The organism is Streptomyces sp. NPDC096310, from assembly GCF_044763125.1.
Lineage (GTDB): Bacteria > Actinomycetota > Actinomycetes > Streptomycetales > Streptomycetaceae > Streptomyces.
In genome coordinates, this window is sequence record NZ_JBIWFO010000043.1 from 1 (window position 1) to 13,139 (window position 13,139).

The 13,139-nt window shown below is 68.4% G+C and carries 11 protein-coding genes and 1 pseudogene; 1 reads left to right on the forward strand and 11 read right to left on the reverse strand.

The features are described from left to right. Positions 1–71: 71 nt before the first annotated feature. The 7 genes from ACIQ7D_RS36310 to ACIQ7D_RS36340 all read right to left on the reverse strand — a co-directional run bounded on the left by ACIQ7D_RS36310 (position 72) and on the right by ACIQ7D_RS36340 (position 6,452). A complete protein-coding gene (locus tag ACIQ7D_RS36310; RefSeq protein ID WP_403945325.1) occupies positions 72–248 on the reverse strand; it encodes a hypothetical protein in 177 nt (58 codons plus the stop codon). A gap of 118 nt (positions 249–366) precedes the next feature. Further along, complete coding sequence (locus ACIQ7D_RS36315) at positions 367–1,002, reverse strand: hypothetical protein (protein ID WP_403945328.1); 636 nt, start codon at positions 1,000–1,002, stop codon at positions 367–369. Between the two features lie 276 nt (positions 1,003–1,278). Further along, positions 1,279–2,436, reverse strand: a complete 1,158-nt coding sequence (locus ACIQ7D_RS36320) for a nucleoid-associated protein (RefSeq protein ID WP_403945330.1) — start codon at positions 2,434–2,436, stop codon at positions 1,279–1,281. 639 nt (positions 2,437–3,075) lie between these two features. After that, the gene (locus tag ACIQ7D_RS36325; RefSeq protein WP_403945332.1) at positions 3,076–3,648 is read right to left on the reverse strand and encodes a transcriptional regulator; all 573 of its coding nucleotides are present in this window, start codon (positions 3,646–3,648) and stop codon (positions 3,076–3,078) included. 14 nt (positions 3,649–3,662) lie between these two features. Beyond that, on the reverse strand, positions 3,663–5,201 hold the full coding sequence (locus tag ACIQ7D_RS36330; protein WP_403945334.1) for a helix-turn-helix transcriptional regulator: 1,539 nt from the start codon (positions 5,199–5,201) through the stop codon (positions 3,663–3,665). A 13-nt stretch (positions 5,202–5,214) separates the two neighbouring features. Then, positions 5,215–5,547 (reverse strand): hypothetical protein, encoded by a 333-nt coding sequence (locus ACIQ7D_RS36335; RefSeq protein ID WP_403945335.1) that lies wholly within the window; start codon positions 5,545–5,547, stop codon positions 5,215–5,217. Between the two features lie 488 nt (positions 5,548–6,035). Further along, positions 6,036–6,452 carry a hypothetical protein gene (locus tag ACIQ7D_RS36340; RefSeq protein ID WP_403945337.1) on the reverse strand — a complete coding sequence of 139 codons (417 nt, stop codon included), beginning with the start codon at positions 6,450–6,452 and terminating at the stop codon, positions 6,036–6,038. Between the two features lie 264 nt (positions 6,453–6,716). Here ACIQ7D_RS36340 and ACIQ7D_RS36345 point away from each other — a divergent pair. Further along, positions 6,717–7,076: pseudogene (locus tag ACIQ7D_RS36345) on the forward strand (3'-5' exonuclease); the annotation flags it as partial. Here ACIQ7D_RS36345 and ACIQ7D_RS36350 read toward each other — a convergent pair. From ACIQ7D_RS36350 to ACIQ7D_RS36365, 4 genes are all read right to left on the reverse strand, one after another. Continuing rightward, positions 7,029–7,337, reverse strand: a complete 309-nt coding sequence (locus ACIQ7D_RS36350) for a peptidylprolyl isomerase (protein WP_403945339.1) — start codon at positions 7,335–7,337, stop codon at positions 7,029–7,031. The pseudogene ACIQ7D_RS36345 and the gene ACIQ7D_RS36350 sit on opposite strands and share 48 nt — an antisense overlap. A 1,900-nt stretch (positions 7,338–9,237) precedes the next feature. After that, positions 9,238–10,329 (reverse strand): hypothetical protein, encoded by a 1,092-nt coding sequence (locus tag ACIQ7D_RS36355; protein ID WP_403945341.1) that lies wholly within the window; start codon positions 10,327–10,329, stop codon positions 9,238–9,240. Positions 10,330–10,362: 33 nt separating this feature from the next. Continuing rightward, positions 10,363–12,282, reverse strand: a complete 1,920-nt coding sequence (locus ACIQ7D_RS36360) for a RiPP maturation radical SAM C-methyltransferase (protein ID WP_403945343.1) — start codon at positions 12,280–12,282, stop codon at positions 10,363–10,365. Positions 12,283–12,311: 29 nt separating this feature from the next. Beyond that, positions 12,312–13,136 carry an ABC transporter permease gene (locus ACIQ7D_RS36365; protein ID WP_403945345.1) on the reverse strand — a complete coding sequence of 275 codons (825 nt, stop codon included), beginning with the start codon at positions 13,134–13,136 and terminating at the stop codon, positions 12,312–12,314. Positions 13,137–13,139 lie beyond the last annotated feature (3 nt).

The following is a 13,139-nucleotide window of genomic DNA, read 5'->3' on the forward strand; positions in this document are numbered from 1 at the left end:
CACCGCCGCACGTCACTGATCCCGAGGTCCCCACCCATGACAAGCACAACGACCACGACGTCACACCGTCACTACAAGCACGGTTGCAGTACTAGGGGGGCGAGTTTGGCCGTGGTAGCTGGGCCGATCAGAGCAATGAGGAGGAGCACGGCTGCGGTGAGCGCGCCGATGCCGACCACGAGGACCTCGATGAACATCGCGGTGGCGGCCGCGAGGGCCGGGGGCTCGGGCTGTGCTGGGCCCGTCATAGGGAGACTCCCCAGATCTGGGCCATGTCGGTGATCATGCTGTCTGGTAGCTCGCTGTTCTTCCAGGCAATGTGCAGGTCGAAGCGGGAACGGATCTGGGATAGCCGTTCAAAGATGATCAGGCTTTCTGGCTGGCTGGCCAGCAGGTAGCGGCCGCGCTTGAGGAAAAGGGCGCTGGTGGGTCCGTACTCGGTGTAGGCACGTTCGAGACGCTCGCGGAAGCGTTCGGTGAACTGGGTGAGTTGCTCGCTGTAGGCGGCGGTGTCGTCGATGGTCTGCGAGAGGTGTCGATGACTTCGTGGGACAGGTCGGTGCTGTAGGGGTGGTCAGTGAAGGTGCGGTAGATCTGTTCGGCCGTGTTGAGGAGGTGGTGGTTGCTGCGTGCAAGGTCAGGGTGCTGTGCCATGGCTTCTACCCCCCGTTCGACCTCGAGGTCGAATAGTTCGACCAGGGCAATCAGACGGTACAGCGAGCGTCTGACATCGGGGGGTGGGGTGACGCCGGGCTTGTACAGGAGCTTGTGGGACATGCGTGACCACAAGTCGACTGCCTCGGTGCGTAGTTGGATCTCACAGTCGTACGGGTTGCCGTCGGGGTCTTCTTCCCCGCCGACCATGACGGCTTGGACGTGCAGGCGGGGGTAACGCAGGCGGTCCTCGTCGCCGGGCGTGTCCCGGTCGTCCTCTACCCACCGGACGTCGAGGCAGTCTTTGATCATTTCCAGGGCGGGGTCGAGCAGACCTCTGTGGGGCACGATGACGCGTACGCCGGCCTTGTCGGTGATTTCCTTCCAGGGGTCGGTGTAGCCCTTGCGGGGTACATCTTCGTGTTGAAGCTGCTGACCTCCTTGGCGCGGGCGGTCACCTCGCAGGCGATCCAGCGGAGGGCGGTGTGATGCTCCAGGTGTGCCTTGGTCGCCTCGGCTGCCTTTTCGATGCGGGGCCGTTCGTGTTGATAGCGCTGGAAGGCCTCATCGGCGCTCAGGGGCACGGCTGACCCAGCCAAGCGTTGGGGAGGGTGCCGCGGAGCATCACGCCTGGGCCGGTGGGAGCGCGTGTCCGTTGTGGGCAGGCGTGGCTTGTTTGGGGAGGGCGCGGATTGTCTCGAATCCAGGAAGTGTCTCGGCCTGGGTGGGCTGCTCAGGGCGCTGAGTGGGTGGTTTGAGAGGGCGGCCTGCTGCTCCGCTGCTGGTCTTGGTGACGGTCGAGGTGACTGTCACCGTCGTCCGGCCGTCGCCGAGGTCCTCTACTTGGATGGTTCCGTCCTGCATGGCTTCTACCGGGGCGACGAGGAAGGCACCGTTGGACAGGTCCACTCGCATTTTCTGGAGCCTGTTACTGATGAGTTCGGTGTTCTTCTCGAAGGTGCCGATAGGGACGTCGTTCTCGGCGAGGAATGCGGCAAGGTCGGCCTGGTGCGCGTCGCGCAAGTGGGTGCGGATGAACTCCGTGGGGTCCAGTGTCGGGGTAGGCCTCTGGAGTTCCACCATCGTGGCCAGGACGTAGTTCATACGGGTGTCTGAGTCCGTGCAGCGGCTGTTGACCCAGTTCATCGCGGTGTCGTGGAAGCGGCGGGTCAGTTCCCTGGGGTCGTTTTGATGCCGACAGCCCAGGAACTTCTCGAGGAAGAAGCGGGCAACGTCCTTGCCCGATGTCTGGGGGTCTGCGGCCCATCCCTGAAGCCCTGATTCAGCCAGCCCCTCTTCGGAGAAGAGGGCTACTTTGTACACCTTGGATTTCTGGGTGAGCAGGAGGTCATCGAGGTACTGCATGGCGAAGGTGCGCAGGCCGTCGGTGACGATCTCGTTGGTCTGCATGCCGGTCTCGTGCTCGAGTTTGACCATCAGCAGCGCCTGCTGGCTGTCCAGGCGTGCGGAGGCGACCAGGAGAAGCCCGGCCGGGTTGTTTCCTCCTTGGCTGTCGCGCAGTGCGTGTGCCAGCTCCCCGGAGACTTGGACGAGGTCCTGTTCAGCGCCGAGGAAGGCGCGGACCGCGTCGGGCAGGGGGGACTTGAGTTCCGGGTCCTCGATGACCTCGCGCCCCAGACGGGCGAAGACGTCACGCAGTTTGCCCTGGAGTTCGTAGCGCACGTCTTCGTCCAGGCGGCAGAACGTCTGGCTGAGCTGGAGCGGAAAGAGCTCCTCGCCCTGGGCGCTCCTGGGCACTACGTGGACGATGGCCTGGTCCACGACGAGGTCCCCGAAGTCGGTCCGCACTGCCACCCCACGCATCCCGCCGGCACCCCCGTAGGCCGGACGCCGTCTCGCCAGACGCAGTCCGGAGTGGAGCCAGCCCCGTCCCGCGGCGTACGTCTGTGCGACATCACCTGGCCCGGGGCAGGGCGGGCCCGTTCCGGGCCTGTCCGTGTCACGTGCCAACAATCGTGCCGCTCATCGTAACGGAGCGTGCGAAGGCTATGGCAGGGATACCGGGAGTGGTGGCTGAACTTCGCCGGTGCGATGAAGTGTGCCGACAGCCTGCTGCCCGTACGCCGCTCTCCGACGTGTCCGCTGGCGGCCGTGCATGATTTCCTTCGGTTCCAGGGGTGGTGTCGCACATGCGCTGGCGCCGGTTGTAGGGGGGTTGGAAGTGACGCATGCACCGCCCGTCCTGAGCGCCACCGCGTTCCCGATCTCCGCCGTGCCCGAAAGGCATCCGCTTTCATACCTCCATGCCAGTCCCCCTGGCTCGCCGCGTTCCCGCCCGTTTCTGCGACGGCAGGCGTCAGATTCACGCCCCCATCCTCCGGGGAGCCTGGGGCCTATCGGGCGGGGCAGCGATGGCCGGTTCGGCCGTGCGAGTCGGCTTTCGTGTGCGGTGGGTAGGGTTCAGGCGGCGAAGCCGATGTTGGTGACGTACTCGTACTGGCCCCACTGCGAGCCGAGGTCGACGATCTGCTCGATCCAGGCGTCGTCCAGGGCCCGGTCATCGCCGGTGGACCAGGCGCCGATGATGGCCTCCCAACGGCGGATGTTGAGGGTGCGGAATTCCACGGCCCGCTGCTGGGAAGGTCGCACGCCGGACTGATTGAGCGGGTGGATCTCGACGCGGGTACCGCGGCCGGTGCGGTTGAGGCGGGCCAGGAGGTAGCGGGCGACGTTGTGGCGGCGGACCGTACGGTAGGCGGCTTCGATCCGGGCGAGGTTCTGTGGGGTGGGATTGCGGGTGCCGGCCAGCCATGCCTTCAGGGTGCGGTCGGTGACGGTCAGGCCCGCGTCGTGGGCGGCGGCGCGGGCGCGGGGGGTGCGGGTGAGATAGTGCAGACGGGCCATAAGGCCGCGCCGGGTGGTGACGGGCGAAGCGATGAAGTCGGCAAGGGCGTCGAGCTGGCGGGCGACGGCCTCGTAGCCCTTGATTCCTTGGGCGCCGTACTTGCCGAAATCGATGGTGCGCTCGGGCACGTGAACTCCCCCTGTCAGTCCTCGTCGGTCTGTCCGGCCGCGGCCGGGTCGGTGGGTACGGTGCCGACGGCGTACACGTCCTTGACCTTCACTTCGGAAACTCCACGGCCTTCTGGGAAGACACGCCGCCAGTCGCCGACGACGTGGAGTTCGTCGGTGCCCATCGCGCGGACGACCGCCAGGCCGGCGTCGTGCGCCCTGAGGGCTTTGGCCCAGAGGTTGGCGAACGCCTGCGAGCGGATCAGGTGCATCCAGTCCGGACGGTACAGCTCCCGGTTGTAGTTCGACTCCCCCATCGTCGAGACAAATTTCGAATACATCGCCTTCACGTACTCCAGCATCACCTCGTCCCCCTCGGCGATAGCCCGGTCCCGGGCATCCTTGAGAGTGATCCGGAACTTCTCCAGCAAGCTCTCCGTCGCACCCGAGGTGAACGACTCATGGATCTCAGGAGGTTCACACAGAGCGTACTTCGGGCCGGACAGACGCAGCAGCAGGCGCAGGGTGGGCTCGGTGACCCACAGCGGGCCGGGCTCGTCACGGCTGCCGATCGGGTTGGGCAGATACGCGCCGTGCTCCCATGCGGGCGGAGTGATCAGGTGGACCCCGGCCCGGCGCCGGTCATGCCCGCCGCCGGTGGAGTGCTCCAGCTGCCCGAGCGGCAGGTGCGTCTTGAGCGCGCTGAGATAGGCGCCGTTGATGTCCAGGGCCGTCACCTCGTGCACGCCGGAAGGCAGTTCGGGGCGGGTCCACCTGGGGCGGGCCTCCCAGATCTCGTCGGCACCGCGCGCGGACTGCTTGCGCAGGATGTCCGGGATCCACGGGTGAGCAACGATCGCGTAGCGGCCGCCCCTACGGGTCTCGTCCAGCAGAGCCATCGCATCCGGGATCGCCCGCTTGACCAAGACTGCGGTCGCCGCCTCCACATCGCCCTCGTGCGCCTCGAGCGCCTCGGCCACGGCCGCCTCAATCGGGGCGGACGACGGGTCCGTGTCGGACGCGGCCCGCACACGCCAGCCGGCGGGCGCGGCCTGTACGGGTTTCGTCGTGCGGCCCTCCGGCCGTTTGGCCGGGGGGCCGGGCGCGGGGGCTGTGGTGGCGCACTGGGTGGGGTCGAGGTGCTGGGGGAAACCGGCGACCTGGTCGCGGGCAGGCTGCCCGCACAGGACACACGGCTCGGGCGCGGCCAGAGCTTCGACGTCGTCCATGTCGTCGCCTGCGGCCATGCCTCCGCCGGCTGCCGGGAACGTTGTGCTCTCGTCCAGTGCGGGCTGGGGCGCGGCTGCTTCGTCTGCGGGCGGTGGGGCGGGGGGTGCGAGTTTCGCGGCCAGGCCGTCCAGGAGGTAGGCGTACTTCGTTCTGAGTTCCCCGGAGGGATCCCGGCCGGTCTCCCACCCCGTGACCGTGGACGGGCTCACCCCGAGCACTCGGGCCACCTCGGCCTTCGACAGGCCGGCCCGCTCACGCAGGTCACGGCGCACCTGCGCCTCGGGCAGCGCGGGTTGGGGCGTGAGGGAGGCGAGCAGCGAGTCGATCGCGTCGAAGTCGCTCATCACACCGCGGCTCTCAGAGGTAGGTGACGGGGTTGCGGGAGAGGTGCGGGCTCGGAGTGGGACGGCCCACCCGCGCATCGCCGCGCAGCAGGGCACCCTCGAGGGCGTAACGGTCACCGTGCTTGGAAATCCCGGTGATCCTCGCGACCGCAAGCACCATGCCGTCGGTATTGACGATCTGCACCTCGTCCTGGGACAGAGCCCGGTCGGCGTTGAACTTCCAGATGCCGCGCCCCGCCTGCCAGACTTCCTCCTCCGACATCCCCGGACGCCATCCGACCGTGGCGCGCCCCAGCCCGTCGCCGGTGCCAGCGGGCCGTTCGGCACCCAGCTGGATCTGCAGCACTCCTTCCCACCACCCTCCCACCAGAGAACTCTTCAACTTGTTGTGAAGTTACCAGCAACCGCGTAACTTCACAACAAGTTGAAGAGTACCAACGTGTCCGGCGGGCAGCCGAGCCCGCCGCCGCCCTGGCAACCAAGGGAGACATATGGCCAAGGCCACGGTGAGGTACTGCGCGGCGTCCGCGAGGACACCTGCACCTCATGCGGCACACCCTGCAGCGAGCTGGTCCACATACGGTTCACTCCCGACGCGGACGTCCGCCGCTGCAGCGAATGCGGCGGCGAGATCCCGCTGGAGATCCTCGTCTCCGCCCCGCCGAGCGAGGTCACCCACCCCAGCGCCGACCAACCGGCCTGGCGGGGCGACCCATTGTGCCCGGCACCGTCTCACCACTGCCGTTCACACCGCCCGGCACACGCGCCGCACGGATCACCCGCCCGGCCACCACGCGCCCGGCCTCCCTCGCTGCCGGGGAAGGCCGCGGAAGGTCAGCAGTACGGCCAACAGATCCCCTGCCCACGGCCTCTGATCGCACGCCACTCAAGGACGGGGACACGGCCCGCGGCAGCATGGATCCAGCCCCCGTGGCAGGCACGGTTGAGGATCCCATCGAAAACGTGCCAGTCGGCATGGTGCCCACAGGCAGCGCACCGGTTCGGGTTGAAGCTGCGCCCCCGCTGCCACGCGGGACGGCCGTGCAGCTGTGCCGCGATGTCCGCCGTGTCACCGTCCGGCGCGGCCAGGATGCGACGCGCCATGTCGACCGCCTCGGGAAAGTCCGTGGTGGTGAACTCCTCGCCGCGCGGCCGGTACGACGGCAGCAGCCCGAACACCCACCACAGGGAAAAGGAGCACCGCTCGCACAGCGCCTCATACGCCAGCACATCCACCTGCAGCGAGCCCACCGGACCGCACCTCCTCCACGGTGATCCTGGCACACCGCACCCTGATGCCCAGTCAGGAGACTCCTATCGAGGGCTGCGGCTCTCGATCGCGGGAAGACGGTTCAGGATGGGATGCCGTCGGGGCATGCATGACCGACAGGTGGCCCGACATGCCGGAGGTGAGAAACACGTAACCGCCGAGCATGCTGACGCGGCGCCTCAAAACGGTGAGAGGCGCGCGACCTCTTTCACCGCGGACGTCAGCCGGTCCGCCCGCAGTACCAGCTCACCGACGAAGCCCACGCCGACGTCACCGTCTCCACCGCGCACAAGGCCAAAGGCCTCGAATGGCCCGCCGTCCAAATCGCCGACGACTTCCCCCCGCCCCAGGACACCGACCAGCACGACCCCCACGGCCGCCCGATCCCCCAACCGGTCAACGACACCGACGTCCGCCTCGCCTACGTCGCCGTCACCCGCGCCCGCCACCACCTCGACCTCGGCGGCCTCTCCTGGATCAACGCCCACCCCACCCCGTCAACCGCCCCACTCCACCAGACGCTGACGCCGACAGCGGGTCCTCAGCGGGCCCAGGTTTCAGGTTGCCAAGATCGTCACGCGGTCGAGCCGGACCGCCATCGGTGACGCGGCAATCGCGCCGACCACGTCCTTGGACAGGTCGTCCGCTACCTCTCCGAAGATCGTGTACTGCCCGTTCAGATGGGGTGCCGAAGCAAGGGTGATGAAGAACTGCGAGCCGGTGCTGTCCCTGCCGAGATTCGCCATGGCAAGTTGGAAAGGCCGCTCGAATCCCCGGTCCGGATGGATTTCGTCGGGTATCCGGTATCCGGCACTGCCGTGCCCAGTGCCCAGCCGGTCGCCGCCTTGGACGACAAACCCGGGCACTCGACGGTGGAAGACCGTGCCGTCGTAGAAACCGCCCTCCCGGTGGCTCCCGTCAAAGGGTCGGTCCAGGTACGGCTCCCGGTCGCCAGACCCACGAAGTTGTCCGCAGTGTAGGGAGTCTCATCGGGGCGCAGGGTGAGGTGGATGTCGCCACGTTCGGTGTGCAGGACTGCGGCCAGGGATCGGTAGGTCCTCAAGAAGGAGGAGAAGGGTCGACGGGCGGGTGTCTGGCGGACCCGTACCGGGGAGTCGCGCAGCGGGTCGCTCAGGGGGTCGAACGCGTTCCGGTCGCTGCGGTCGCCGCATCCGACCGTGCCTGGCGCGCTGGTGTGCAGGCCGGTCGCGTTCCATCCCGACGAATCCACGGGAATCTCGGCCGGGGAGGCCGGGTGTGCCCCGAGCCATACCGGATGGCCCTCCACCAAGTCAAGGCGGTGTGCCCGCCACAGCTCCCGGACTTCGGCTGAGGCATGCGTCAGCAGCGTGTCGAGATCGGTCGCTGCCTGGGCGTCCAGCACCACACGTGTGGTCGTCGTGTCGTGATACTTGTCGAAGAGCGAGCCGTTGTTGTGCTCCAAGGTGAAGCACTGATCGACGAAGACCTGGTCGGGCAGCTCGTGCTGGACGTAGCGCCGCATCATGGCGGCCACCGGAGCCCACGCCTCTCCGCCGAACTCCACGCCCGGACCGGCGAATGCCTCGGTGGCGAGCCGCAGCGCCAGACCGTGGCCCCTCTCGCGGCGCAGCCGCTGCCATGTGACGCGGCTGTCGCCCTGGTTGATCTCCGTGATGAAGTCGGCCAGTTCCCTCGGATAGTGCTGGGTCCTGGCTCGTTCATAGTGCCCGAGCTCGTTGCCGATCACGTTGTCCAGGTGTCCTGCCAGTTCTGCACACAGGTGGGGCAGCCAGCGGAACAGCCGTGCTCTGGCCGTGCGGTCGCCCGCCGCGGTCAGCCACTCCAGGAGGTAGAAGTCCGCGGCAAGCGAGGACGGGTCGACGGAGTCGACGAACCACCGCAGACTGTGGGCGGAAAGTTCCGCGGCCATCAGCGTCAGCGCTTCGTCGCGGTCGATGTCGCCGTCGAGGTGGCGGGGCCAGTGCCGTTCGGCCACGGAGTACAGCCGCGCGTAGCGCCACTTGGCGCCGAGCACGTCGGCGCAGGGGCGGTGTGCGGGGTCCAGCGCGCGGACCAGATGACCTGCGGTCATCTCTACGAGGATCTTGGTGAGGATGACGCGTAGCCGACGCTGGTAGGGAGCACTGCCGGGCAGGCGACGGACCAGCTCGGTGGACAGGTGGCCCTCGGGGATGGCCCCCGATTTCAGCTGTGCCCAGCCCAGCATGGTCAGGACGGCGTCCGCGAGCGTCGATCCGCGAAAGCGGCGGCAGTCGACGTAGAGGCCCGTGACCTTGCCTGCGTAGGTCAGGAAGCCCGTGGCGGGCGGGGCCGGGGCGAGCGGCACGAGGTGGAGGTCCAGCGTCCGCTCGGTCTCGGCCGTGCCCAGCGCCGCGCAGAGGGGAGCCAGGTAACGCTCGGGCGCCAGGAAGTCGTTGATCTCCACGGCCGCCTGCTTGCGGATCTCCTCGAACGCGGGGAGCGCCTCGGCGAGGGTCGGGGCCGCCGCGGTCAGCGCGGTGGTGAGGAGTTCCGTTCCGGGGCGAAGGCGGTCGTCGTCGACGAGGGTGATGAGGTCCTCCGGCCGGCGGGCGGCGGCCAGGAACGCGGGGAGGCCGGAGCCGACGACCCCCGCCCATGACCACAGTCCGTCACGGAACAGGTCCGTCTGCGGGGTGACCGGTCTGGGCAGGAAGTTGGACTCCCAGGAACCGGTGCGCCCGATCAGCTCGCGCTGCAGCGCGAGGGCGAGGTCGAGAGTGGTGCTGCGTTTCTGACGGAACCTCACATCGCTCCCCACTGTCCGCCCTGCTCTGTGAGCAGACCCGCTTCCCGCGACTCGGTGGTGATGCGCCAGCACCGCTTCTCGGTCAGCGCAGCGAACGCCGGCGCCTCCTTCGACAGACCCAGCGCATGCTCCGTGACGGTCTGGGCGGACAGCCTGTGGCTCAGGCCCCAGACCAGCGCCACGTCGGGCGTCAGGCGGAAGTGCCGGCCAGCGGGCTCGACCAGCGTCACCGTGTCGTCGTAGGCGCGCGGGAAGAACGTCGGGGACCTCCGCAGCGGACCACTCCCCGCCAGCCAGGCCGGCCAGTGGGAGACCTCGACGCCGTGCCAGCCGAGGGTGGCTGTGGCGATCAGACAGGTCTGCGCGAACGACGTCAGCGCGGTCAAGCCGGCCTGCGGGTCGACGGCCAGGGGGTCGTCCCGCAGTAGCCGTTGGAAATCCGCGAAGGGAAAACCGTCGGGGCCGCTGCGAGCGAGCTGCCGCCACACCCATTTCTCGCCGAAGTAGAGGTCCCCACCCGCTGCGGCCAGCGCCTTGCCCGCGCAGACCAGACCGCGCCGGCCGGCGAGCGCGGCCGCGTCGAGGTCGTTCGGGTCGTCCGAACGCTGGAGCCCGAGACAGTCCTCGGCCGCGAAGAACGCGGCGAGTATCCAGGCGTTCATGACCAGGCGGGACAGCCGCAGCGGGTGTTCGTCGAGCCGTTTGCGCAGCGCGGCCAGCGCGCCCGAGTCGGTCGCGATGTCACCCGTGAACAATCGGACCGTCAGCGCGATCTCACGGTCCGACAGTGTCCGGCCCGCATGGTCCGAGCGCAGGTCCGTGCCGAGGACCCGGTCGACGAGCGACTCCAGGGTGTCCAGCCGGACATGCTGTACGTCGACACGGATGGTGTCGGCGAACATCTGCTGCCGTTTCTCCTCCGCCGGGGAGCCGACCAGATAGACGTCGATGTCGCTGGTGGCGCTGCCCAGTCCGACCACCGAACTGCCGGCGACGAACGCGGCGGGAGCCTCCGTGGACGCGGCCAGGCGGGACGCGATGCTCCTGCCCAGGCGCACTCTGTCGCGTGCCGATGCCGCTGCTGTCATGCGCTCTCCTCCCTTGACACGGGTCCGCGACGGCTACCAGCTGGGGTTCTCCGGCAGCGCGAGCCCGAGGTACTTGCCGTCGTCGGACACCATCACGCCCGCGCGGCAGCACTGTTCGAGGAAGGCGGTCACGTCGTCATCGGTGACGGCCAGACCCTGCGCCGCCACGTGGCGGGAGACCGCCGCCGCCGACCGGGGTGCGTCGCCGCAGGCCTCGTAGACGTCCGCCTTCCAGCCCGTGAGGACAGCCCGACGGGGCTGGTCGGTCCTGCGGTCGATCACTGTCAGTTTCCCGGGCAGCCGCTGGTAGACGAGGCTGGGCTTCGCCTCGGTGAAGCGGGTCTGCCAGTGTGAGACGGCGGCGTTCAGCGCGGCCACCGTCTCGTGGGACACCGTGCCGGACGCTTCGTAGTCGAAGAAGTACGCGATCTTCTCGAGGGCCAGCGAGGCCGGATAGACGTGGCTGTAGCTGGCCCGCGGCCGGAGGTTGTCGATGGGGAAGGACGGGTCGGTGAAATAGGGGCTGAAGCGCTCCAGCCAGATCCTGCCACAGCCGCCGGGCGGCTGGAGATGGTGCAGCAGCGGGAGCAGGCGCAGTTGCTCGGCGTAGTCCTCCTCGGTCTCTCCCGGGAATCCCGCCAGGATGTTCCAGGCCACGTCGATCCCGTAGTAGGCAGCCCATTTCAGCAGCCGGATGTTGATCAGCTTGCTCGCGCCCTTGCGCATCAGCTGCAGCACATGGGTGCTGAGGCTCTCGATGCCGGGCTGGATGCGCAGTATTCCGGCGCTTTTCAGGGTCGCGAGCTGTTCCCGGGTGAGATTGGCCTTCACCTCGAAGAAGAGGTTCACGTCCCAGTGCTCCTCGGCAAGCTGCGCGCACAGCGAGGAGAAATACCCCATGTCGAGGATGTTGTCGACGGTGTCGACATGCACCACCGGGTAGTCGCGCAGCAGGGCTCTCAGCTCGGTGAACGCGCGCTCACCGGACTTGGAGCGGTACGCCATGCCGAGCGCGTTGAGGCCGCAGAAGGTGCAGTGGTGTTTCTGGCCCCACCAGCATCCCCGGGAGAACTCGACCGGCAGCCGTATGGGGGTCCGGCCCAGCAGCCGGGCGCGGTCGAAGCGCTCCACCCAGGTGAAGTAGTCCCGGTAGTCCGGGGTGGGAAGGTCGTCGAGGACCTGCGGGCGCGGGGCGTCGGCAGTCGGCGGTACGTCCGTGGCGGGATGCCGCAGGACTCCAGGAATGGGGGTGTTCGTGCCGTCGGCGACGTTCTTCAACAGTGCGGGGAACACGAGATCGCCCTCGCCGGCCACCACGTAGTCGAGCCAGGGCAGCTTCCTCGCGTACTCGGCCCCCATCTCCCCGTCGGAGTTGGCACCCCCGTACGCCAGCGTCACGCCCGGGCAGAATTCCTTGATCTTTCTCCCCAGTGCGAGCGACGCCGCGTTCTGCAGGAAGGTGGAGGTGAATCCGATGACGTCGTACTCCCCCCACTCCGGTCTGGCCGCGCATTCGGCGATCCAGTCCGGCAGCCTCTCACGGCGCAACTCCACGAGATCCTCGAGGCCTTTGCCGGTGAGCTCGTCCCAGATGGACTTCACCTCCGGGTACGCGGCGAAGTAGTCGTCGTCCGGGGTCACTTCGCCGAATGCGGCGTAGGAGAACAGCCATTCCCCCATCAGGTGGAGCCGCTCGGAGGCGATGTTGGCGATTCCGTCGTAGGCCTTACTGCCGAAGAAGGAGGCGAACTCGATGTTGAGGTAGTGGCTGTCGCACTCGTGGCCGGCCCTGCGGGCGATTGACTGCAGCAGTCCGCACTGGATGGAGGGCGCGTGAATGCGTGCCCAGGGCATGTTCACCAGGGCGACACGCAGGGCTCTGCTGGGCGGCGAAGCGGACTCCTCATGGTCCGCTTCGGTCCGCACAGCCAGAGGCAGGCGGATGATGCTCATCGGTTTCCCCTCGGGTGTGGGCACGTCGGTCACTCGAAGTCGTCGTGGCCGTGTCTGCTCGCGCGCCGGGCCTGGTGGAGGATCGACAAGGCGGCGAGGACGGTGAACCCGAGACCGGCGGCGACCTCCAGCCCCAGGTCGCCGAGCCAGGGCCGGCCGTCCATCCCCGCGCGGACGGCGTCCAGGCCGTGCCGGGCCGGCAGCACCTGGCCGATCGCGTCCACCCATCCCACCCGGCCGGGCGGGACGATCGCGCCACTGCACAGCATGACGAGGTAGGACAGGACGTTCGGGGCCACCACATCGGCCCGTTTGCCGACGGTCATCGTCGCTCCCGCGAGCCCCAGCACGCTGAGCGTCAGAGCGATCAGCGCGTACACCCACGCCCAGGGCAGCAACCGCAGGGCGAAGTCCGTCATACCGAGCAGGGGCGCCGCGATCGCGCCCTGCACGACGAGGAGGCTCCAGCCCATGACGGGATAGGGCAGCGCCCGGGCGATCTGGGTGACGGTGGGCGACAGCGCGCCGGTGCGCACCCGCGCGAAGGTGGCGTACTGCTTGTCCAGGACGGGCACGGCGACCACACCGTTGACGTTGGTGCTGCTCAACGCCAGTACGAGCGAACCGGCGAAGGCGTACTCGCGGTGTCCGGGACCGGCGAGGACGCCGGCGAGCGTCGTGAAGAACAGAATCTGCAGAACCCCGCGCGGCAGTGTCGCGCCGAGCAGGCCGGCAGGCGTCTGGAGCGCGCGGTACTCGAGCCAGCCCATACGGGCGGCCTCAGCCGCCCGCCAGGCCAGCAAGGCACGGGCCGGGACGGCGCCGTGCGCCGGGGCGGTGTCAAGCGAGGTCAAGCG

What these genes read in the sequence shown, in the direction of transcription:
- ACIQ7D_RS36310 (WP_403945325.1), bottom strand. Translation starts at nt 248, where the DNA reads ATGACGGGCCCAGCACAGCCCGAGCCCCCGGCCCTCGCGGCCGCCACC.
- ACIQ7D_RS36330 (WP_403945334.1), bottom strand. Translation starts at nt 5,201, where the DNA reads ATGAGCGACTTCGACGCGATCGACTCGCTGCTCGCCTCCCTCACGCCC.
- ACIQ7D_RS36355 (WP_403945341.1), bottom strand. Translation starts at nt 10,329, where the DNA reads ATGACAGCAGCGGCATCGGCACGCGACAGAGTGCGCCTGGGCAGGAGC.
- ACIQ7D_RS36360 (WP_403945343.1), bottom strand. Translation starts at nt 12,282, where the DNA reads ATGAGCATCATCCGCCTGCCTCTGGCTGTGCGGACCGAAGCGGACCAT.